We start from the raw sequence: 21,285 nt of genomic DNA, 5'->3' as shown, positions 1-21,285 counted from the left end.
TTGCTACTCAAAGGAATACTCCTGACGAGGAGTATTCATATTACTGGCTGTGTTTCGGCACGCTGTTGAGTTCTCAAAGAACACGCGCTCACCGGTTCCATTCTCCGTTTCCGGAGAGTTTCTCTCGGGGCTTGTGTTGAAAGCTTAGCTCGTTCGTTTTTCGCTTGTCAAATCGGCCGTTCCGGCTTCTTCGGCTCAGCGCAAACTCGCTTCGCATTCAGTTTTTCGCTTGGTTCAGAAGTTATCTGAGTGGCTTTTCCGGTGTCAAATCGGGGTCGTTTTCAGATCCCGGACAGCACGGTAGGCCGTTCATTTACTTCTGGGGGTTTGACGCCGTGAGACTTTACCCGGCCCGATCCGCGGTGTCAACCGCTCGTTCCGGGGTCTCGCTTGCGACTTGGAGAAAGTTACTCACGGGGAGGATCAAAGTCAAATCGCCTGGTCAGCGGGCTGCTTGATCGGCACGGACGGAGTCGGAGCAGCCGGCTTGGCGCCAACCGGACGCGGCCGCAGCCACAGGGTGATGGAACGCAGACCCTCCATCGCCTTCACGATCTGGTCCGGCGCGGCCGCCTGACGGGTGGCGAGCGGCACCAGGTCGTAGCCCCAGACGCCGAACTCCTTCAGGACCGTCACCGGATCGTCACCGAAGTCCGCTGTCGCGGTCGCCGAGAACTCCAGGAACACGTGCGGCCGGTCGCGACGCAACAGCCGGACGAGACCCGCGAGAGCGCGATGCCCACGTCCGGGCGTGTCCACCCGCACGACCGAAAGCTTCATGCCCTGCGCCAACGCGATGGCTTCGAGCTCCTTGTCCAGGCGCACCGACTTCACCCGCGCGACGTCCTCCCCCGCATCGGCGGGCAGCGGCGACACGGACACACCACCGGTCAGCGTCGGCGAAACAGCCAGCTCACCGGCACTTTCCCAGGCCGCACCCTCGATCACGGTCAGCCGTGCGGCCACCGCGGCCGGCAGGTTCGCCGAGACGTTGTGCCGCAACAGCGCGGCTGCGGAGGCGTCGGGCTCGACGGCGACCACGGCACCCATCAGGCCGAGCCGCGACAACACCCTGATCGAGTGATACCCGACGTACGCACCGACATCGAGGAAGATCCCGTCGGGCTCCACGAGAGAGTCGAGCAGCTCCGCGAGGTCCGGCTCCCACACGCCGTTGGACGACAGCAGCGGAAGCATGAACGCGTCGTCGGCGGGCAGCCGCATCATGCCCGCGTCGCACAACACCAACGACGAACGCACCGCGGGCGCGTCGTCGGCGGCTTCGTGCTGACGAACCACAACGCGGCGCAACGCGTCGGCGGTCTGCTGCGCGTGATGAGCAGCCCTGATCGCCGAGTCCAGGCGCGTGTCGCGCTCGCGGAACACCTCGACGACCTTCGACTCCAGGGTGTCGATGCGGTCCAGCGTGCGGTCCAGCGCGACGGTCAGCTTGTCGATCCGCTCGGCCAGGACGTCGTTCGACTTGGCGCGCTTGGCCGCCTCGGCCACGACCGCGTCCTCGATGTCCCGCAGCCGACGGCCCTGACCGGCCATGTCCGCGCGCACGCGCACCACGCCGTCGTCGACACCGACCAGCTGGTCGCCGAAGTGCGACTGCCGTTCCGCGACCTGCTCGATCTCGGCCCGCAGCAGCTCCAGCTCGCCCGCGCCGACCCCGGCCTTCAGCGCGTCCTGCCGGTCGACCAGCTCGGACACAGTGCGCTCGACCCCGTCGATCAGGGTGTGCAGCACCTGGCGCATGTGGTTGTCGTAGTGGTCCAACGCGCGCAACACGACCTTGCGCAACGCGGGCGCCATCGGCGTCCGATGAGCCGTGTCCACGTTGGGCTGCCGTAGTAACGCGTGCTTGGCCGACTGCAGCGCGAGCATCGGGTCGACCTCGGGCTTCGGCTTCGGCCGGCGCGCCCGCCATCCCCGGTACGCGTGCTCGACGCGTTCGCGCAGCAGCTCCGCAACCCGCGGGACCGACCGCACGGCCAGCACGTGCTCACGGGCGGCGGCACCGAGCGCCTCGGCGGTCGCCAGGTCGTCGGCGAGCGAGCGCAGCAACCGCGACGCGGCCTGCACGTCGGGCTCGGCACCCTGGTGACACGGCACGAGGACCGCCGTCTTGCCGAACAGCTCGGCAACGGCGCCGTGGTCGGACGCCACGATCGGGATCCCCCGCACGGCCAGCGTGGCCAGGCGCAACGCGATCCGATCGTCCGCCCCACCGCGGTGCAACGACACCACGGCGTCGGCGGTCAGGCACACGTCCTCGTCCTCGACCAGCGAGATCCGCTGGTCGGCGGCGGTGGCCAGGCGCAGCCGCTCGGCCGCCTCCGGGTGCTCGAACGCTCCGGACACGGCGATCCGCAGCTCGACGTCGGAACGGTCGGGGAAGGCGCTCAGGAATGCCGACACCGCACCCAGCACGTTGCCGGGACGGTCGAGAGAGTGGTCCGCGATCGCCGCGAACACCACCACATCGCCAGATGAGTGCTCACGCGCGCCAACGTCGTGCACGGGCACCGGCACCACGCGCACGATCGGCCCGCCGATGCGTTCGGCCGCGGCACGCGACAGGTCAGATGACAGCCAAAGCTCGTTCACGCCCGTGCGGTCGTCCGCGGCAGTGGCGTCCAACGCGACCTCGACGACGAACCGCCCGTCGGGCACCTCGTCGTCAGCAGACGTGCGCACGACCACGGGGTAACCGGCCGAGGTCGACACGGGCAGCCCGGACGCGCGCGCTGCCGCGAGCACCAGTTCCGCCAACGGCCCCGAACCGACGACCGACACGCCGAGCTGGTCCAGCAGCGCCGGACCCTCCGACCGGGGCTGCGGCACGGCCGGCACCGGCAGCCGCCCGGACGCGACCCCCACCCCGGCGCACCACTCGCGCCAGGCATCGGCATCCGCGCCGAACGGCGCCGGGAACTGCTGCTGCAACGCCGGGTCGGCCCGCCACACCGCGTCGGCCCACCGGGTGCCACCGTTCTCCGTCGGCTCGCACGCCCAGATGAGGAACCCGCCACCACCGTCTTCCCCGAACGCCGGCAACGGCGTCGGCGAGGCAGCCCGGTAGTCAGCGCGCAGCTCGGACGGGATCACCGTCCCGTCGATCAGAGAACCGAATCGGTACGGCACCGGCGCCACGGTCCAGCCGTTGCGCACCAGCTCAGCGCGGTAGGCGGTGCACAGCTCGGCGACCTCGGGGTGCTCGGAGAGCAGCACGCGCGGCCGTTCCGCGAAGTCGGCGGACAGCAGCCACGGCCGCTTCGGGTCGAACCCGCGGAAGTGCACGGTCAGCAGGTCCTGGCCGACGACCGCGAGCGTCCCGGACTCGGTGCGGTGCAACGGCCGGTCCGCGACGTTCCACACGGACAACCCGACCCGCGCGTCGCGCACCACGTGGTGCGGCACGATCGCGGGCATGTCCAGCGAGGTCAGGTAGGGCTCCGCGCCTTCACCGACGGCGATGAAGCCGGGGTCGAACGCGCCCAGCTCGTGCAGCTCGGCCGGTCCCGGCTGCAGCCCGTCGGACGGCAGCGGCCGCAACGTCCGCGGCAGCATCACCACCGGGGCGTTGCGCAACGCCTCCAGCACGAGCTTCGTGAGCGACCCGAACACCTGCACCCACGGGTCCAGGTACAGCACGGGCATGCCCTGCGACAGCAGCGCCTCCAGCAACCGCGGCAGGATCGCGGCCTTCAGCTCGGCGGCGTCCAGCGAGGTCGCGAGCACGTGCAGCTCGACCTCGGACACGCCGATCTCCAGCGGTGTGATCAACCCCGGGCCGGCGTGCTCCGGTTGCGCGTCGACGATCAGCGCCACGAACCGGCCCTCGGGGTGCTCCGCGAGGAACGAGCTCGACAGGACCTTGACCGCGGGCAGTTCCGCAGCCGTGGCGACCGTGCACGCGCAGATCGCCGGCTGGAACTCGGGTACCTCTGTCACGGAGAGCAACGTATCGGCCTCACAGCACGGGAAGAAGAGTGCGCAACTCGTACGGGGTGACGCTACGCCGGTAGGCGTCCCACTCCGTCCGCTTGTTGCGCAGGAAGAAGTCGTAGACGTGCTCGCCCAGCGCTTCGGGGAGCAGCTCCGAGTTCTCCATCTCGGTGAGGGCCTCGCCGAGGTTCTGCGGCAGGTTCGCGTAGCCGGCCGCGCGCCGCTCCCGGTCCGTCAGCGACCACACGTCGTCCTCGGCGGGCGGCGGCAGCTCGTAGCCCTTCTCGATGCCCTTCAGGCCAGCGGCCAGGATCACCGAGTAGGCCAGGTACGGGTTGCACGCGGAGTCCAGCGAACGGATCTCGACGCGGCGTGACGACGACTTGCCGGGCGAGTACATCGGCACACGGACCAACGCCGAGCGGTTGGCGTGACCCCAGCACACGGCCGTGGGAGCCTCACCGCCGACGATCAACCGCTTGTAGGAATTCACCCACTGGTTGGTCACACCGGAGATCTCACGGGCGTGCTTGAGCACACCGGCGACGAACATCTTGCCGATCTCGCTCAGCTGGTACGGGTCCTCCTCGTCGTGGAAGGCGTTGCGGTCGCCCTCGAACAACGAGAAGTGCGTGTGCATGCCCGACCCCGGCTGGTCGGAGAACGGCTTGGGCATGAACGAGGCGCGCACGCCCTGCGTGATCGCGACCTCCTTCACCAGGTAGCGGAACGTCATGACGTTGTCCGCCATGGTCAGCGCGTCGGCGTAGCGCAGGTCGATCTCCTGCTGGCCGGGCGCTCCCTCGTGGTGGCTGAACTCGACGGAGATGCCCATGGCCTCCAGCGCCTCGATGGCGTGGCGGCGGAAGTGCGTGGCGGTCTCGTGCGAGGTCTGGTCGAAGAACCCGCCGTTGTCCGCGGGCTCGGGCTCGCTGCCGTCGCCGGGCAGGCCCTTGAGCAGGAAGAACTCGATCTCCGGGTGCACGTAGCAGGTGAACCCGGCCTCGCTCGCCTTCGACAGGGTCCGGCGCAGCACGTGCCGCGGGTCGGCCCACGACGGGGAGCCGTCCGGCATGGTGATGTCGCAGAACATGCGCGCGGAGTAGTTGCTGCCCTCCGGCGTCTGCCACGGCAGCACCTGGAAGGTGGCCGGGTCCGGCTTCGCGACCATGTCCGACTCGTAGACGCGGGCGAAGCCCTCGATCGCCGAGCCGTCGAACCCGATGCCCTCGCTGAAGGCGCCCTCGAGCTCGGCCGGGGCGACCGCCACGGACTTCAAGAAGCCCAGGACGTCGGTGAACCAGAGCCGGACGAACCGGATGTCGCGTTCCTCGAGCGTGCGGAGCACGAACTCCTGCTGGCGGTCCATAGGGCGCAGCTTAAGGGCTGGGGACTCTCTACGATCAACGCATGTCCGCCCGTTGGTTGTTGGTTTGCGCACTCGCCCTGCTCACGAGCTGCACGTCCGGTGGAGATCTCCCCGATGGTGCGACATTGCTCTCCAAGTCGGCCGAGTCGATGCGCTCGGTCAAGACCGTCCACTTCACCATCAAGGTGGATGGCGAGCTGCCGGACGTCCCGGTGAAGGAGGCGGTCGGTGATCTCACGGCCGCGGGTGAGTCGAAGGGCACGGCGAAGGTCACTTTCGGCGGGCAGTTGCTGTCCGTCGAGTACGTGCTGACCGGCGGAAACCTGCACTTCAAGGGCCCGACCGGCGGGTTCACCAAGCTGCCGGCGGCGTTCGCGGGCCAGGTGTACGACCCGTCCGCGATCCTGAACCCGGACAAGGGCGTGGCGAAGGTGCTGGCCAGCGCGAAGGACGCGAAGACCAAGTCGTCCGGTGACGTGTCGGTGGTCGAGGCGACCGTGCCGAAGGAGGTCGCGGCAGGTCTGGTGCCCGGCATCTCCGCCGACGTGAAGTCGACGTTCTCCATCGACAAGGACAACAAGCTCAAGAGCGCGTTGTTCGAGCTGCCCGGTGGCCAGAAGGTCGACATCGGACTGGCCGACTTCGACAAGCCCGTCACGGTCACGGCTCCCGCGTAATGCGACGAGTCGCGCTCGCCGCGTCCGGCGCGGCCGTCCTGCTGGGGGCGCTCGACGCCTACGTCGTCGTCGGTGTCCTCACCGACATGGTGCGCGACCTCGAAATCCCGCTGAACCGGCTGGAGGACGCGACCCCGATCGTCACCGGCTACCTGCTCGGCTACGTCGCGGGCATGCCGTTGCTCGGCCAGCTGTCGGACCGGCTGGGACGCCGGTTCGTGCTGCAGGTGTCGCTGCTCGGGTTCCTGGTCGGCTCGGTGATCACGGCATTGGCCCCCGATCAGCCGATGCTGGTCACCGGGCGGGTGGTGCAGGGCCTGGCCGGTGGCGCGTTGCTGCCGGTCACCATGGCTCTGGTCGCGGACCTGTGGGAAGAGCATCGGCGGTCGACCGCCCTCGGGACCGTGGGTGCGGCACAGGAGCTGGGGTCTGTCCTCGGCACGCTGTACGGCATCGGCGTCGCGTCGCTGTTCAACGCGATGCCGTTGTTCGAGGCGTGGGAACCGCAGAGCTGGCGGTGGGTGTTCTGGGTGAACGTCCCGTTGGCGGTCATCGCGATGGTGATCGTGCAACGGACCGTGCCGAACACACGGCGTGAAGTCCGCATCGACGTCGTCGGTGGGGCGTTGCTCGCTCTCGCGTTGTCGCTGCTGGTGGTCGGGCTCTACAACCCGAAGCCCGCGGAGTCGGTGCTGCCGTCGTGGGGCTGGCCGGTGCTCATCGCCGCGTTCGTGGTTCTCGCGGCGTTCTTCGTCTGGGAACGCCGTTCTGCGGTGCGGCTCATCGATCCCGAGGGCGTGCAGTGGCGGCCCTTCTGGGCGGTTCTCGGGGTGTCGCTCGCGGCCGGTGCGGCGTTGATGGTCACGCTGGTCGACGTGGAGCTGTTCGCGCAGACCGTGCTGCGCCGCGACTCGGCCGCCGCGGCGACGTTGCTGACGCGGTTCCTGGTCGCGCTGCCCGTCGGCGCTGTCCTGGGTGGATGGCTGGCGTCACGGCTCGGCGACCGGTGGGTGTCCTTCGGCGGGCTCGCCATCGCCGCGGTGTCGTACGTCTTCATCGCCCAATGGCCCGCCGATGTCAGCGGGTTCGCGTTGACGCGTGACCTGGCCGTCGCCGGTTTCGGGCTGGGCCTGGTCATCGCGCCGTTGTCCGGCGCTGTGCTGCGTGTCGTTCCGTCAGTCCGTCACGGCGTGGCGTCGGCGTTCGTCGTCGTCGCTCGCATGACGGGCATGCTCGTGGGTGTGGCGGCGTTGTCCGCGTGGGGACTGCACCGGTTCCAGGAGCTCACGGCAGGCCTGAACACCCCGCTGCCGTTCGGGGTCGAGAAGGCCGTCTACCAGCAGCAGCTGGCCGAGTACCAGCGCAGGCTCGCCGAGGCGCTGCTCACCGAGTACCACGAGATCTTCCTGATCACGGCGGTGATCTGCGCGCTCGGAGCGCTGGGTTCGGTCCTCCTCCCGGCTCGTGCTTCTCGTCAGCAGGTCGCGTCGGTCTCCGGCAGTCTCAGGTCCGCCAGGTAGTTCGTGCCGACGCCGTCCACGCAGGCGATGCCCGCGAGGAACGCCGTGTGCTGGTTTCCGTTGTACGTCAGCAGCCTCGCCCCGAGTGCCCGGGAGAGGTCCACACCGGACTGGTACGGCGTCGCCGGGTCGCCGGTCGTCGAGATCACCAGCACCTGCGGCAGGCCCTGCACCTTCGGCGGATGCGGTTCAGAGGTGTGCGGGGCCGGCCAGAACGCGCACGGTCCGAGCGCCGTTTCGTCGGTGGGGACGGTGTCGTTGCCGAGGATCTCCAACAGCCTCCGACGGTTGGACTCCAGCTCGGCGCGGTCCTTGACCGGCGGCTCGTCGACGCAGCGGATCGCCACGAACGCGTCCTGGATGCGCGAGTAGGAGCCGTCCTGGGCGCGGCCGAGATACTGGTCGGCGAGCTGCAGCAGGGTGACTCCCTTGTTCTGTCTGAGCTCCTGCAGACCCTTCAGCGCCGTTTCCCACAAACGGTCCGTGTACATCGCCTGGATGATGGCGGTGTTCGCGTCCGAGTGGGACAGCTTGCGTTCGCCGACCGGCAGCGGGGCCTTCTTCAGCGGCTCGATCATCTGCCGGAACTTCGACTCCGCGACCGCCGTGTCCTTCCCGATGGGACAGTCGCGTTGCGCGCACCAGCCCGCGAACCGCTGGAACGCCTCCTCGAAGCCCTGCGCCTGCCGTGCCGACGCGGCCACCTTGTCGCCGTCGACGGCCACCGCGCCGTCGAGCACCATCGCGCGCACGTTGCGCGGGTACATCTCGGCGTACAACGTGCCGATGCGCGTGCCGTAGGAGTAACCGAGGTACGTCAGCTTCTTCTCGCCCAACGCACCGCGCAGCACGTCGACGTCTCTCACGACGTCACGGGTGCCGACGTTGCGGAGCAGGTCGATGCCGCTGCGCTCGGCGCACTTCTCGACGAAGTACCGGTTCTCCGTCTCGACGGCGTCCGCGGTATCCCCCTTGGGGCGCAGGCGTTGCGCGTCGCGTTCGGCGTCGGTGAGGCACTGCACGCGAGGCGTGCTCGCACCCACACCGCGCGGGTCGAAGCCCACCACGTCGAACCTCTTGCTGACCGGGTTGTTCGGCTGCATGTTCGCGACGTGCGCCATGCCCGAACCACCGGGACCGCCGGGGTTCACCACCAGGGAACCGACCCGTCGGCCCTGGTCGGCGGCGGGCCTGCGCAACAGGGCGACGCTGATCGTCCCGGCGTCCGGGTTCCCGTAGTCCATCGGGACCTGCAACCGAGCACATTGGATGCCTTCGCGCTCGAACAGGCCCTTGCTCTTCGCGTCGGTCGCGTAGGGCTGGCAGGCACCCCACGACAGCACCTGCTCGTAGAAGCGCGCTAAGCCCTTGCGCGCGGCGACGGGTGAACCGTCGATGCGCGCGTAGGACGTGGACGTGCCGAGCACGACGATCAAGGCGAACAAGGCTGCGGTGACTCGGGATCGCCTCTTCGTCATTAGGCGCACCGGGTTCCGTCGGCGGGCAGCGTCTGGTCGATCAGGTACTTCACGCCGATGTCGTCCACGCACTTCTCGCCCTGCAGGAAGACCGTGTGCTGGACGCCCTCGAACGTGAGCAGCCGCGAGTTGAGCGCCTTGGCCAGGTTCACCCCCGCCTCGTACGGGGTGGCGGGGTCACCGGTCGTGGAGATGACCAGCAGCGGCGGGATGCCGTCGGCCTTGGGCGGGTCGGTGCGGCCGGTCACGGGAGCCGGCCAGAACGCGCACGCGTCGAGCGGGGCGCCGGGCGGGTTGCCGTCGTCGAGGAACGGCGCCGCCTCCTTGTACTTCTTCGCGGTCTCCAACAGCGCGTTCTTGTCCGTCAGCCGTGGGTCGTCGACGCAGTGCACGGCGTTGAACGCGTCCGTGATGGTCGAGTAGTTGCCCTGGTCGTCACGGTCGAAGTACGCGTCGGCGAGGCGCAGCAGTGTGCTGCCGCGGCCCTTCTTCAGCTCGTTGAGACCGTCCAGCAGCAGTGGCCAGAGCTGCTCCGAGTACATCGCCTGGATCGCGGCGGTGATGGCGTCGTTGTAGGACAGCTTGCGGTTGCCCACGTCGACCGGCTTCTGGATCAACGGGGTGGTCAGCCGGCGGAAGCTCGCGTTGGCGTCGTCCTCCAGTGGGCAGTCCCGCTTCTCCCGGCACCACTTCACGAACTCGTCGAACGCCTTCTGGAAACCCGCTGCCTGGGCGACCAGCGACGCGAGCTGGTCCTGGGTCGGGTCGACGGCCCCGTCGAGGATGAGCGCGCGCACGTTCTGGGGGAAGGTCTCGGCGTACTCCGTGCCTATGCGGGTCCCGTACGAGTAACCGACATAGCTCAGCTTCGCGTCGCCGAGCGCAGAGCGAAGGACATCCATGTCCTTAACTACGTCCCGCGTGCCCATGTTGGCGAGCATCGCCGCCCCGAATTTTGTCCCGGCGGCACACTTCTCGGCATACGCCTTGTTCTCCTGCTCCGTTTGGGCGATTCCCTCCGCACTCGTATCAACGTCGAGGTCCAAACGCTCGGCATCGCGCTCCGGTCCGGTGAGACACTTCACCTCCGGCTCGCTCGCGCCGATGCCCCGCGGGTCGAACCCGATCAGGTCGAACCGCTTGCCGAGCTCGGTCTTGCGGTAGTCCGCCACCATGCCCGCGGCCGACGCCATCCCGGAACCGCCGGGCCCACCGGGGTTGATCAGCAACGATCCGATCTTCTGGCCGGTGGCGCGGTAGCGCAGGACCCCGATGGTGATCGTGTCGCCGTCCGGTTTGGAGTAGTCGAGCGGAACCTGCAGCCGGGTGCACTCGACGTCGCGCTTGCTGCCGTAGGCCTGCCTGCTCGACCCCGTCGTGGCGAACGGCGCGCAGTCCTGCCACGCGAGCTGCTGGCCGTAGAACTTCTCCAGACCCGCGGGGACTGTCCCGGCCGGACCTGGTTTCTCGAAGGACACGCCGGGCTTGGCCGTCCCGTCGAGGATCGACGTGCACGAGGCGAGAAGGGGAATGACGAGCAACACGCTCAAGAGACGGACCACAGCCCGATGGTATGGGAGATGATGAGGGCATGCCGCAGCTTCGCATCGCGCTCGCCCAGGTCAACGCCACTGTTGGCGACCTTTCCGGCAATGCGTCGTTGGTCGTGGAGTGGACGCGCAAGGCCCGTGAAGGCGGCGCGCACCTCGTGGTGTTCCCCGAGATGGTGCTGACCGGCTACCCGGTCGAGGACCTGGCGATCCGCACGTCGTTCGCCCGCGCCTCCGCCGAGGCGCTGGAGGCGCTGGCGGCCACGCTGGACTCGTCCGGCCTGGGCGACGTCGCCGCGGTCGTCGGGTACCTGGAGCATGACTCGGTGGGGCCGCGAAACGCCGTGGCCGTGCTGTCCGGCGGGCGTGTCGTGGCGCGGCAGAGCAAGCACCACCTGCCCAACTACGGCGTGTTCGACGAGCGGCGGTACTTCAAGCCGGGATCGTCCCTGGACATCGTGCGGATCAACGGTGTCGAGGTCGGCATGGTGATCTGCGAGGACCTGTGGCAGGACGGCGGCCCGATCACCGCGCTCGGTGACGCCGGCGTGGACCTGGTGGTCTCGCCGAACGCGTCGCCGTACGAGCGCAACAAGGACGACCTGCGGCTGCCGCTGGTGGTGCGCCGGGCCGCCGAGGCCGGCGCGCCGCTCGCCTACTGCAACCTGGTCGGGGGGCAGGACGAGCTGGTGTTCGACGGCGACTCGCTGGTCGTGTCCGCCGACGGTCAGCTGATCGGGCGCGCGCCGCAGTTCGTCGAGCACCTGATGCTCGTCGACTTCGACCTGCCGGGTGGTGGCTCGTACGAGCAGGGCCAGATCGGCGACTTCTACGTGCGCCGGGTGTTCCTGTCCGACGCCGTGCCCGCCTACGAGCCGTTGCCCGCGCCGCGGGTGTTCGAGCCGCTGTCCGACGAGGCAGAGGTGTGGCACGCGCTGGTCACCGGTCTGCGCGACTACGTGCACAAGAACGGGTTCCGGTCCGTTGTGCTCGGTCTGTCCGGTGGCATCGACTCCGCCGTTGTGGCTGCTCTGGCCGTGGACGCTCTCGGTGCCGACTCGGTCTACGGCGTGTCGATGCCGTCCTCCTACTCGTCGGAACACTCCCGTTCGGACGCCTCCGACATGGCGGCGCGCACCGGCCTGCACTTCACCACCGAGCCGATCGGCGAGATGGTGTCGACGTACGTGGGGCAGCTGTCGTTGACCGGTCTGGCCGAGGAGAACATCCAGGCGCGGTGCCGCGGCATGCTGCTGATGGCGTTGTCCAACCAGCACGGCCACCTGGTGCTCGCGACCGGCAACAAGTCCGAGCTCGCCGTCGGCTACTCGACGATCTACGGTGACGCGGTCGGCGGCTACGCCCCGATCAAGGACGTGTTCAAGACGCTGGTCTGGGGCCTGGCGCGCTGGCGCAACGACGAGGCGGAGAAGCGCGGCGAGGTGCCGCCGATCCCGGAGAACTCGATCACCAAGCCGCCGTCGGCCGAGCTGCGGCCCGGCCAGGTCGACACCGACTCGCTGCCCGACTACGAGCTGCTGGACTCGCTGCTCACCCAGTACGTCGACGGCGACCGCGGGTACGACGACCTGCTCGCGGCCGGGTTCGCGCCCGAGCTGGTGGACCGGGTGCTGCGGATGGTGGACAAGGCCGAGTACAAGCGCCGGCAGTACCCGCCGGGCACGAAGATCTCCAACAAGGCGTTCGGCCGCGACCGGCGCCTGCCGATCACGAACGGGTGGCGCGAGGGCTGAAGCCGCACTTCCGGACGGCACGCGGGGCCCTCCCGTACTACAGGAGAGTACGAAAGCTCCCCGCGTGCACTTGGGAGAGCCCAAAGCTCCCGCGTACTCCAGGAGAGTACGAAAGCTCCCCGCGTGCGCTCGGAGAGTACGAAAGGGCCCCGCGTGTGCTCGGGGAGTACGGAAGGGCCCCGCGTGCGTTTTGAAGTGGAGTCTGCTCTACCGCGGGTGGCTGGGTTGGCTGGCTAGGTTGGCGGCATGAGACGGATCTGGGCGGCGCTGGTGTATCTGGCGACCGGGCTGCTGACGGCCATCGCGTCGTGGCTTGCGTTGGGTGTGCTGCTGCTGTCGGTGGTCATCCTGCCGTTGTTGCCCATCACGGCGCCGCTGATCCGCCGGATCGTGGACGTCGACCGGCAGCGGCTCGCGCGGTTCACCGGTGTCTCGTTTCCGTCGCCCGCGCCGCTCGACGGGCCGTGGCTGCACCGGGCGCAGCGGGTGCTGGCCGACCCGGACAGCCGGCGCGACGGGACGTGGCTGGTGCTGCACGCCCTGTTCGGCACGCTGTTCGGGGCGGTCGCCGTCGGGGTGGTGGGGTCGCTGGTGCAGCAGCCGTTCGTGCCGCTGCTGTGGTGGGTGGTCCCCGGTGGGGTCGACAACTCGTTCGGCGTTCACGTCGACTCGTGGGCCAAGGCCTTGCTGAGCGTGCCGATCGGGCTCGTGCTCGCGCTGCTCCTGACCCAGCTGCCGCGGCTGGCCGATCTGGACGCGCGCTGGGCGCGGGCGTTGCTGGCGCCACCGCGGGCGTCGCTGGAGAAGAGGCTCGCCGAGGTCGTGGCGACCAGGGCCGCCGCGCTGCACGCGCACGGGGCCGAGCTGCGGCGCATCGAGCGGAACCTGCACGACGGCACGCAGAACAAGCTGGTCGGGGTGGTGATGATGCTCGGCATCGCGGAACGGACGCTGCGGCAGAACCCCGACAGCGCGCTGCAGGCGTTGCTCAGGGCGCAGGACGCGGCGGGTGACGCGCTGGAAGAGCTGCGCAACGTCGTGCGGAGCATTCACCCGCCGGTGCTGGAGGACCTGGGGCTGGACGGGGCGATCCAGGCCCTGGCGGCGCGGTGCCCGGTGCCGTGCGTGCTGCACGCCGAGCACGTCGGACGGCTGCCCGCGGCGGTGGAGGCGGCGGCGTACTTCGCGGTGGCCGAAGCGCTCACGAACGTGGCGAAGCACAGCGGTGCGCGGCACGCGTGGGTCAGTCTGGGGGTCAACGGGCAGCAGCTCACCGTCGTGGTGCACGACGACGGCAAGGGCGGCGCGGACGAGAAGCGGGGCACGGGCTTGGACGGCATTCGCGGCAGGGTGGCGGCGCTGGACGGCACCGCGGACGTGAGCAGTCCCGAAGGCGGCCCTACCGTGCTCACCGTCGTGCTACCAGTGGAGAAGTGACCATGCGCATCGTGATCGCCGAGGACGACGCCCTCCTCCGCGAGGGGCTGACGTTGTTGTTGCGCAACGAAGGCCTCGACGTGGCCGCCGCCACGGACAACCCGGACGACTTCCTCTCCGCCGTAGCCGCGCACGAGCCGGACATCGCCGTTGTCGACGTACGGATGCCACCTACGTTCACGGACGAGGGACTCAAAGCGGCCGTGGAAGCGCGACGGCGGCACCCGAAGCTCGCCGTGCTGGTGCTGTCGGCGTGGGTCGAGCAGAGCTACGCGCACGAACTGCTGGCGGGCACTCATGGCGGCGTCGGCTACCTGCTGAAGGAACGTGTCGGCAAGGTCGCGGACTTCCTCGACTCGCTGCACCGGGTGGCGGCGGGCGGTACGGCGCTCGATCCCGAGGTCGTGTCCCAGTTGCTGGTGCGGCGCAAGGCCGATGACGCGCTCAGCGTGCTGTCACCCCGTGAGCGCGAGGTGCTCGGGCTGATGGCGGAAGGGCTGTCCAACACCGCCATCGGCGAACGGCTGGTCATCAGCGCCGGGGCCGTGCACAAGCACATCGGGAACGTGTTCCTGAAGCTCGGGCTCAACAGCGAGGACGGCTCGGGCGACCGGCGCGTCCAAGCCGTCCTGGCGTACCTGGATCACTGAGCCGGATCACTGAGCCGGATCACTGCGGCCGCACGAACGGGAACAGCACGGTCTGCCGGATCGACGTACCGGTCAGCATCATCAGCAACCGGTCGACCCCCATCCCGAGCCCGCCCGTCGGCGGCATGCCGTGCTCCAGCGCCCGCAGGAAGTCCTCGTCCAGCTCCATCGCCTCGACGTCACCGGACGCGGCCTTCAACGACTGCGCCTCCAGCCGCCGGCGCTGCTCCAGCGGGTCGGTCAGCTCCGAGTAGGCGGTGCCGATCTCCGCGCCGAACGCCACGAGGTCCCACCGCTCGGCCAGGCGCGGGTCGACGCGGTGCTGGCGGGTCAGCGGCGACACCGAGGTCGGGAAGTCGATGTAGAAGGTCGGGCCGACGGTCGACGGTTCGACGAACGAGTCGTACGCCTCCTGCACGAGCTGGCCGTGGTCCCAGTCGTCGTTCACCTCGACATCGCGGGTGGCGAGCAGGGAACGCAGCTCCGAGACCGAGGTGTCGGGGGTGACCAGAGCGTCCAAGGCCGAGGAGACCGCCGTGTAGACCGGGATCACCGGCCATTGTCCGGACAGGTCGAACATGCCGTCCGGTCGTGCCGCCACCTCGGTGCCGAACGCCGTGCGCGCGGCGTGCTGGATCAGCTCGCGCGCCAGGTCGAGCATGACCCGGTAGTCCGCATAGGACTGGTAGGCCTCCAGCATCGTGAACTCGGGGTTGTGCGTGGCGTCCGCGCCCTCGTTGCGGAAGTTGCGGTTCAGCTCGAACACCCGGTCCACGCCCGCGACGCACAGGCGCTTCAGGTACAGCTCCGGCGCGATCCGCAGGTACATCCGCATGTCGTAGGCGTTGATGTGGGTGACGAACGGCCTGGCGTTCGCGCCGCCGTGCACGGCCTGCAGCATCGGCGTCTCGACTTCGAGGTACTCGTGGGAGTGCAGGAACTCGCGCACGCTGCGGATGACGTCGCTGCGCAGCTTCAGCAGGTGCGCCGAGTCGGAGTTCACCACCAGGTCGAGGTAGCGCTGGCGGACGCGGGCCTCCGGATCGGTGAAGCCCTTCCGCTTGTCCGGCAACGGGTGCAGGCACTTCGCGGTCATCGTCCACGACGTCGCCAGCACGGAGATCTCGCCGTGGTCGGACTTGATCACGCGACCGGTCACGCCGACGTGGTCGCCGAGGTCCACATCGGACTTCCAGGACGCCAGCGCGGGACCGAGCGAGTCGACCGTCAGCATCAGCTGGATCTCGCCGCTGAAGTCGCGCAGCCGCGCGAAGCAGAGCTTGCCCATCTCCCGCAGCGCCACCACGCGTCCGGTGACCGAGACGTCCTCGCCGAAGCGTTCCCGTGCCGCCGCGAGCAGATGCGACCGGTCGAAGCCCACCGGGTACGGGTCGACGCCGGTGGCGACCAGTCGTTCGACCTTCGCGATCCGGACCCGGACCTGCTCGGGACGCCGCACCGGCTTCGGTTCGACGCGGATCGCGTCGATCTCGGCGACCTTCAGGGCGAACTCGGAGCTCACGTCGGTCTTCTGCAGCGCGCGCTTGCGCAACGACCGCAGTGACGGCACGAACCCTTCCGCGACCCCGGCCGCGATGCTGACCTGCGGCAACGAGCGGGAGCGCTGGTAGCAGAGGAACCGCGGTTCCCAGTCCGGCAGGTACTTCGCGTTCGACCGGTAGAGCGACTCCAGCTGGAAGAACCGCGACGCCAGCGAGAGCACCCGCCGCCACGCCCGCAGCACGGGGCCCGCGCCGATCTTCTCGCCCTCCTCGAACACCGCGCGGAACATCGCGAAGTTCAGCGAGATCCGGTGCACGCCGAGGTGGCCGGCGGCGGCCGCGAGCTGGGCGACCATGTACTCGTTCAGGCCGTTCTCCGCCGACCTGTCACGTCGCATCAGGTCGAGCGACACGCCACGGCGCCCCCACGGCACGAACGACAGCAGCCCTCGCAGCGCACCGGAGGCGTCGTAGGCCTCGACCATCACGCACCGGCCGTCGCTCGGATCTCCCAGGCGCCCCAACGCCATCGAGAAGCCGCGTTCGGTCTCGGCACCGCGCCAGGCCTGTGCGAGGTCCAGAATGGACGCCATCTCCTCCGGGGAGATCTCGCTGTGGCGGCGGACCCGCGTGGTGTACCCGGCGCGTTCCACCCTCGACACCGCCTGGCGCAGCCCGCGCCGTTCCGGACCGGCGAGGTTGAACTCGCGGACGTCCAGGATCGCCTCGTCACCGATCTCCAGCGCCTTGAGCCCGGCGTCGGTGTAGACCTGCGCACCGCGTTCGGACGCGCCCAGCACACCGGGCATCCAGCCGTAGGTGCGCGCCTCGGACAGCCACGCCAGCACGGCCTCCGGCCAGGCCTCCTCGTCGCCGATGGGGTCGGCGGAGGCCAGCGTCACGCCACCGATCAACCGGTAGGTCAGCGCCGCCCGTCCGGAGGCGGCGAACACCACGCTCTTGTCGCGCCGGGTCGCGAAGTAGCCCAGCGAGTCGGGCTCGCCGTCGGAGGCCAGCAGCCGGCGCAGGGCGAGCTCCTGGTCCGGCGTGATCATGTTCTGGGTGCGGACGCCGCGGAAGAACACGTACATCGCGCGGATCGCGACCAGCGTGCCGCCGAGGCCGAGGACCACGCTCAGCCACTGCGGTCCCTCGGGGATGTCCAGCCGTCCCAGCCGGACGACCTCACCCGTGGCCTGGTTCGCCGCCCACACCAGCTTGTCGGTTTGCACGACCAGCCTGCCGGGGAAGACCTCGGTCAGCCCCCAGCCGATGAGCACCAAGGCGACCATGCCCAGCACGAACGACGTGAGCGCCCGCCGCCACGCACCGCGGGCCAGCCGGGCGGGGAACCCCTCGCGCACGGCCCACAGCAGCACCACGAACAGCACCGACGTCGCGAAGCCGGCGCTGAGAAACACCCAATGCGGATGTTCGCCCTCGTCCAGCACAGCTTCAGGTGCGAGCACCAAGATGACCATGATGAACCCGACCAGCAGCAGGCCGCTCGCCTGGAACAGCAGCAACGCCCAGAACGCTGCTCGCTTGTGCCTGCGCAACGCGGCGCCCAGCACGAAGAACACCAGGGCGATGAAGAGGTTGCCGTCGATCGGCAGACCGAAGAAGTACCCGATGCCGTCGGCGACGTCGGTGAACCAGCTGTCCTCCGGCAGGATCAGTCTGAACAGCGACAACACGCCGGCGAACTGCACGACGGTCGCGATCGCGCCCGCGGTCTTCCACTTCCACGCCGGTGCCACGTCAACTCCCAGGGTCTGCCGATGACCGCCATGATTCCCTCTTCGGCAGGTCGGGTGCATGTCGCCTCCGCCGGGCGTGTTGACCTGCCGGTCGTGATCCTCAGCTCAGGACTGGGCGGGGCGTGGTTCGACTGGGACCGGACGGTGAAACTGCTCACGCCGATCGCCCGGGTGATCGTGTTCGACCGGCCGGGGCTGGGGATGAGCGGGCCGCCGTTGCGCGGACCGTCGCTGGCGCGCGAGGTGGCCGTGCTGGACGCGGTGATGCGCGGAATCCCGCGGGCGGTCCTGATCGGACACTCGATGGCGTCCCTGCACGTCGAGGCCTACGCGCGGCTGCGGCCGCACCGGGTCGACGGGGTCGTGCTGCTGGACCCGGACACCGAGACGCCGGGCGCCGGGGCGCCGTTCGACCTGGCCGCCGTCATCGCACAGGGGCTGCGGGCGTTCGGCAGCAGGTGGCTCGGTGCGCGGATCACACGGCGGTTCGGGCACTCGTTGCGCAACCTGCTGACCGCGGCCTCGACGCTCGGCGTGACCGACCCGGCGCCCGCCGATCTGGTGCAGGTGGTCTACCGGCGGCCCGGTGTGGCGCGGGCGGTGCTGTGGGAGCTCGCGTCGTACCCCGGTCAGGTGGCGACGCTGGAACGTCTGCGCAAGCGCCGTGAGCTGCCCAAAGTGCCCTGGTTGGTGCTCACGGCCGGACGGCGGGTGTGGCCGGAGCACCGATCGTTGGCCGCCCTCGTGCCGTGGGGACGCAACGTGCTGGTGCCCGGCAGCAGGCACATGATTCAGATGGACCGGCCGGACGCCGTGGTGATGGCCGTACGAGAGGTGCTCAAGGGAGTGCCTCAGTAGCCGAAGTTCTGGGTCCAGAACGGACCGCCCGTGCCGAACTCGACGCCCACCCCGATCGTCGCGAACTCCGGGTTGAGGATGTTCGCGCGATGTCCGGGGCTCTCCATCCACGCAGTCATCACCGCGTGCGGCTTCTCTTGCCCGTATGCCACGTTCTCACCGCCGGGTTTCGGGAAGCCGGCCGCTCTCATCCGCTGTTCCGGCGTCACCCCGTCGGGGTTCACGTGAGCGCAGAACCGGCGCCGTGCCATGTCCCTGCTGTGGGCCCTGGCCGCGGCGCGCAGCCGTTCGTCGGAGACCAGCCGCGACAGACCGGCCTTCTTCCGGACCTCGTTGACGATCCAGAGCACCGCGTCCTCCGCGGAGGTCTGGGCGGACGACACCCGCGCACCCCGGCGGACGCGACCGGAGTCCTGCTGCCCGGAGGTGCGCCGAGGAGCGCCCAACGCCGCGGACACAGCCGGAAACCGGCCCTTCGGCTCCTGGCTGGGTGGCATCTGGCTCCTCGGCTGCGGTCTCTCCGCCGAGATTATGCGGGCCGGGCGGTGCTCAGGGCTCCACGCGGCCGCTGAGCAGGCAGAACTCGTTGCCCTCCGGGTCGGCGAGGGTGTACCAGCTCACGTCCTCGCCCTGACCGATGTCGGCACGCGTGGCGCCGAGCGCGAGCAGGCGCTCCAGTTCGGCGTCCTGGTCGCGGTCGGTGGCCCTCACGTCGATGTGCAGGCGGAGCTTCTGCAGCTTGCGGTCCGGATTGCGCAGGAACAGCAGCGTGGTGCGCTTGTCCGGCGGTCCGATCTCCACCGACTCGTCGTCGCGGTCGAGGATCTCGTAGCCCAGGACCTCGCCCCAGAAGGCGGCGAGACGCTCGGGATCGGTGCAGTCCAGTACCAGTTCGGTGATTCGTGAAGCCACGCGTGTGACGGTAACCGCATCTGCAACCCGTTTCCGGCCAACGGTGTCACTCTGGTCTTCGGCAACCGTGCACAAGCGCCCGGGGACCCACCCACGTGGGCCTCGAGGAAAGGAACGGTCGACGATGACCACTGCCGAAGTCTCCGCGCCCTACGGCAACGGGCCGGGCCAGAAGCCCCCCGCCAAGAGGGTTCGCGTCCACCACCTGCGTGAGATGAAGGAACGCGGCGAGCCGTGGCCCATGCTCACCGCCTACGACACGTTCACCGCCTCGATCTTCGACGAGGCCGGCATCCCCGTCCTGCTGGTCGGCGACTCCGCGTCGAACACCGTCTACGGGAACGAAACCTCGCTGCCGGTCACGGTGGACGAGCTCGTGCCGCTGGTACGTGCGGTGACGCGTTCGGTCAAGCGCTCTCTCGTGGTTGCTGACCTGCCGTTCGGCTCCTACCAGGTGTCGGTCGAGCAGGCCGTGGCGACCGCGGTGCGGTTCATGAAGGAAGGCCAGGCGCACGCGGTCAAGCTGGAGGGTGGCGCCTACTTCGCGCCGCACATCCGCGCGATCACCGCCGCCGGCATCCCGGTCATGGCGCACATCGGCTTCACCCCGCAGTCCGAGCACCAGCTCGGCGGCTACCGCGTGCAGGGCCGTCACGAGAACCACGACTCCGTGGTCCGCGACGCGATCGCGGTGCAGGAGGCGGGCGCGTTCGCGGTCGTGCTGGAGATGGTGACCGCCGAGGTCGCGAAGCAGATCACGCACGACCTGGTCATCCCGACCGTCGGCATCGGCGCCGGTCCGGACACCGACGCCCAGGTGCTCGTCTGGCAGGACATGATGGGCCTGAACCGCGGCAAGGCGCCCCGGTTCGTCAAGCGCTACGCCGACATCGGCAACATCATGCTGGGCGCGGCGACGGAGTTCGCCAACGAGGTGCGCGGGCACCAGTTCCCCGGCCCCGAGCACACCTTCCACTGATCGTCGCTAGGGGCGGGTCCAGGCCTGCGGGTCTGGGCCCGCCGGCACGATGCCGGTCGGATTGATCTCGTGGTGCGTCACGTAGTAGTGGCGCTTGATGTGATCCCAGTTCACCGTGTCACCGAACAGGCCGTAGAGGCGTTTCGCGTACGCCCACAGGTTCGGCATCTCGGTCAGCTTGTTCCGGTTGCACTTGAAGTGGTTGTGGTAGACCGCGTCGAACCGGACGAGCGTGGTCCACAGCCGGATGTCGGCCTCGGTGAGCTGGTCGCCGACGAGGTGGCTGTGCGTGCCGAGGTGTCGCTCGATCCGGTCGAGTTCCGCGAACAGCGCGGTGTAGGCCTGCTCGTAGGCCTCCTGCGACGTGGCGAAACCGGCCTTGTACACACCGTTGTTGACGTGGTGGAAGATCGGCTCGATCCAGGCGTCGATCTCGTCGCGCAGGTGCTCCGGGTAGAGGGTGCTCTCCGGGCGCCAGCGGAGGCTGAAGTCCAGCGTGAGCTGCGGGTAGTCGTTGGTGACGACCTCGCCGGTGGTCGTGTCGACGAGCGCGGGGACGGTGACCCGGCCGTCGTAGTCGGGGTCGGCCCTGAGGTAGGCCTCGCTCAGGAAGTCGATGTTCAGGACCGGGTCGGTCTCCGGGAACCGCCAGCCGCGTTCGTCGCGGATCGGGTCGACGACCGCCAGTGAGATGGCGTCCTCGAGGTTCAGCAGCTTGCGGACGATGATCGCGCGGTGCGCCCACGGGCAGGCGAGGCTGACGACGAGCCGGTAGCGGCCCGGTTCCGGCTCGGGGCGGGCGGTGAAGCGGTTGGGCTGCCGGACGAACGCTCCTGTGGTGCTGGTCTCCTTCGTGAACTGCGCCATGTGCTCGACGATAGGCCC

Annotated in this window: 15 protein-coding genes; 7 read left to right on the top strand and 8 right to left on the bottom strand. The window is 69.3% G+C overall.

What is annotated here, in order from left to right; genetic code table 11:
• Nucleotides 1-429 precede the first annotated feature (429 nt).
• Both ACWEIJ_RS42020 and glnA read right to left on the bottom strand, forming a co-directional pair.
• Nucleotides 430-3,960, bottom strand: a complete 3,531-nt coding sequence (locus ACWEIJ_RS42020) for an FkbM family methyltransferase (protein WP_449842881.1) — start codon at nucleotides 3,958-3,960, stop codon at nucleotides 430-432.
• 19 nt (nucleotides 3,961-3,979) lie between these two features.
• Nucleotides 3,980-5,323 carry a type I glutamate--ammonia ligase gene (gene glnA, locus ACWEIJ_RS42015; protein ID WP_449842880.1) on the bottom strand — a complete coding sequence of 448 codons (1,344 nt, stop codon included), beginning with the start codon at nucleotides 5,321-5,323 and terminating at the stop codon, nucleotides 3,980-3,982.
• A gap of 41 nt (nucleotides 5,324-5,364) precedes the next feature.
• Here glnA and ACWEIJ_RS42010 point away from each other — a divergent pair, with 41 nt between their 5' ends.
• Together ACWEIJ_RS42010 and ACWEIJ_RS42005 are read left to right on the top strand one after the other, a co-directional pair.
• Nucleotides 5,365-6,000, top strand: coding sequence for an LppX_LprAFG lipoprotein (locus ACWEIJ_RS42010; RefSeq protein WP_449842879.1), 636 nt, complete (start codon nucleotides 5,365-5,367; stop codon nucleotides 5,998-6,000).
• On the top strand, nucleotides 6,000-7,520 hold the full coding sequence (locus ACWEIJ_RS42005) for an MFS transporter (protein ID WP_449842878.1): 1,521 nt from the start codon (nucleotides 6,000-6,002) through the stop codon (nucleotides 7,518-7,520). Before ACWEIJ_RS42010 ends, ACWEIJ_RS42005 begins: the two co-directional genes overlap by 1 nt.
• On the opposite strand, the gene ACWEIJ_RS42000 is transcribed toward ACWEIJ_RS42005, so the two are convergent.
• On the bottom strand, nucleotides 7,475-8,947 hold the full coding sequence (locus ACWEIJ_RS42000; protein WP_449842883.1) for an alpha/beta hydrolase: 1,473 nt from the start codon (nucleotides 8,945-8,947) through the stop codon (nucleotides 7,475-7,477). The genes ACWEIJ_RS42005 and ACWEIJ_RS42000 overlap by 46 nt on opposite strands.
• 50 nt (nucleotides 8,948-8,997) lie before the next feature.
• The gene (locus ACWEIJ_RS41995) at nucleotides 8,998-10,560 is read right to left on the bottom strand and encodes an alpha/beta hydrolase (RefSeq protein ID WP_449842877.1); all 1,563 of its coding nucleotides are present in this window, start codon (nucleotides 10,558-10,560) and stop codon (nucleotides 8,998-9,000) included.
• Between the two features lie 29 nt (nucleotides 10,561-10,589).
• Here ACWEIJ_RS41995 and ACWEIJ_RS41990 point away from each other — a divergent pair, with 29 nt between their 5' ends.
• The 3 genes from ACWEIJ_RS41990 to ACWEIJ_RS41980 all read left to right on the top strand — a co-directional run bounded on the left by ACWEIJ_RS41990 (nucleotide 10,590) and on the right by ACWEIJ_RS41980 (nucleotide 14,389).
• A complete protein-coding gene (locus tag ACWEIJ_RS41990; RefSeq protein ID WP_449842876.1) occupies nucleotides 10,590-12,302 on the top strand; it encodes an NAD+ synthase in 1,713 nt (570 codons plus the stop codon).
• 246 nt (nucleotides 12,303-12,548) lie between these two features.
• Nucleotides 12,549-13,739, top strand: coding sequence for a sensor histidine kinase (locus tag ACWEIJ_RS41985; protein WP_449842875.1), 1,191 nt, complete (start codon nucleotides 12,549-12,551; stop codon nucleotides 13,737-13,739).
• Nucleotides 13,740-13,741: 2 nt separating this feature from the next.
• On the top strand, nucleotides 13,742-14,389 hold the full coding sequence (locus ACWEIJ_RS41980) for a response regulator (protein WP_449842874.1): 648 nt from the start codon (nucleotides 13,742-13,744) through the stop codon (nucleotides 14,387-14,389).
• A 19-nt stretch (nucleotides 14,390-14,408) separates the two neighbouring features.
• Here ACWEIJ_RS41980 and lysX read toward each other — a convergent pair whose 3' ends face one another.
• Nucleotides 14,409-17,711 carry a bifunctional lysylphosphatidylglycerol synthetase/lysine--tRNA ligase LysX gene (lysX, locus tag ACWEIJ_RS41975; RefSeq protein ID WP_449842873.1) on the bottom strand — a complete coding sequence of 1,101 codons (3,303 nt, stop codon included), beginning with the start codon at nucleotides 17,709-17,711 and terminating at the stop codon, nucleotides 14,409-14,411.
• On the opposite strand from lysX, the gene ACWEIJ_RS41970 reads away from it, so the two are divergent.
• Complete coding sequence (locus tag ACWEIJ_RS41970; protein WP_449842872.1) at nucleotides 17,673-18,509, top strand: alpha/beta fold hydrolase; 837 nt, start codon at nucleotides 17,673-17,675, stop codon at nucleotides 18,507-18,509. The genes lysX and ACWEIJ_RS41970 overlap by 39 nt on opposite strands.
• Here ACWEIJ_RS41970 and ACWEIJ_RS41965 read toward each other — a convergent pair.
• Nucleotides 18,503-19,006: a CAP domain-containing protein gene (locus tag ACWEIJ_RS41965; protein WP_449842871.1), complete on the bottom strand. Its 504-nt coding sequence runs from the start codon at nucleotides 19,004-19,006 to the stop codon at nucleotides 18,503-18,505. The two genes, ACWEIJ_RS41970 and ACWEIJ_RS41965, sit on opposite strands and share 7 nt — an antisense overlap.
• 52 nt (nucleotides 19,007-19,058) lie before the next feature.
• Nucleotides 19,059-19,421 carry a VOC family protein gene (locus ACWEIJ_RS41960; protein WP_449842870.1) on the bottom strand — a complete coding sequence of 121 codons (363 nt, stop codon included), beginning with the start codon at nucleotides 19,419-19,421 and terminating at the stop codon, nucleotides 19,059-19,061.
• Nucleotides 19,422-19,545: 124 nt separating this feature from the next.
• Between ACWEIJ_RS41960 and panB the strand changes: the two genes are divergently transcribed.
• The gene (gene panB / locus ACWEIJ_RS41955; RefSeq protein ID WP_449842869.1) at nucleotides 19,546-20,400 is read left to right on the top strand and encodes a 3-methyl-2-oxobutanoate hydroxymethyltransferase; all 855 of its coding nucleotides are present in this window, start codon (nucleotides 19,546-19,548) and stop codon (nucleotides 20,398-20,400) included.
• Between the two features lie 6 nt (nucleotides 20,401-20,406).
• On the opposite strand, the gene ACWEIJ_RS41950 is transcribed toward panB, so the two are convergent.
• Nucleotides 20,407-21,267: a glutathione S-transferase family protein gene (locus ACWEIJ_RS41950; RefSeq protein ID WP_449842868.1), complete on the bottom strand. Its 861-nt coding sequence runs from the start codon at nucleotides 21,265-21,267 to the stop codon at nucleotides 20,407-20,409.
• Between the last annotated feature and the right edge of the window lie 18 nt (nucleotides 21,268-21,285).

The organism is Lentzea sp. NPDC004789 (assembly GCF_053601075.1).
The sequence above is the reverse complement of the archived record's forward strand: the minus strand, read 5'-3'. Positions and strand labels throughout refer to the sequence as shown.

Excerpts from the sequence above, each read along its gene's own strand:
- glnA (WP_449842880.1), bottom strand. The coding sequence starts at position 5,323 with ATGGACCGCCAGCAGGAGTTCGTGCTCCGCACGCTCGAGGAACGCGAC.
- ACWEIJ_RS42010 (WP_449842879.1), top strand. The coding sequence starts at position 5,365 with ATGTCCGCCCGTTGGTTGTTGGTTTGCGCACTCGCCCTGCTCACGAGC.
- ACWEIJ_RS42005 (WP_449842878.1), top strand. The coding sequence starts at position 6,000 with ATGCGACGAGTCGCGCTCGCCGCGTCCGGCGCGGCCGTCCTGCTGGGG.
- ACWEIJ_RS41990 (WP_449842876.1), top strand. The coding sequence starts at position 10,590 with ATGCCGCAGCTTCGCATCGCGCTCGCCCAGGTCAACGCCACTGTTGGC.
- ACWEIJ_RS41985 (WP_449842875.1), top strand. The coding sequence starts at position 12,549 with ATGAGACGGATCTGGGCGGCGCTGGTGTATCTGGCGACCGGGCTGCTG.
- ACWEIJ_RS41980 (WP_449842874.1), top strand. The coding sequence starts at position 13,742 with ATGCGCATCGTGATCGCCGAGGACGACGCCCTCCTCCGCGAGGGGCTG.
- ACWEIJ_RS41970 (WP_449842872.1), top strand. The coding sequence starts at position 17,673 with ATGACCGCCATGATTCCCTCTTCGGCAGGTCGGGTGCATGTCGCCTCC.
- lysX (WP_449842873.1), bottom strand. The coding sequence starts at position 17,711 with ATGCACCCGACCTGCCGAAGAGGGAATCATGGCGGTCATCGGCAGACC.
- ACWEIJ_RS41965 (WP_449842871.1), bottom strand. The coding sequence starts at position 19,006 with ATGCCACCCAGCCAGGAGCCGAAGGGCCGGTTTCCGGCTGTGTCCGCG.
- panB (WP_449842869.1), top strand. The coding sequence starts at position 19,546 with ATGACCACTGCCGAAGTCTCCGCGCCCTACGGCAACGGGCCGGGCCAG.
- ACWEIJ_RS41950 (WP_449842868.1), bottom strand. The coding sequence starts at position 21,267 with ATGGCGCAGTTCACGAAGGAGACCAGCACCACAGGAGCGTTCGTCCGG.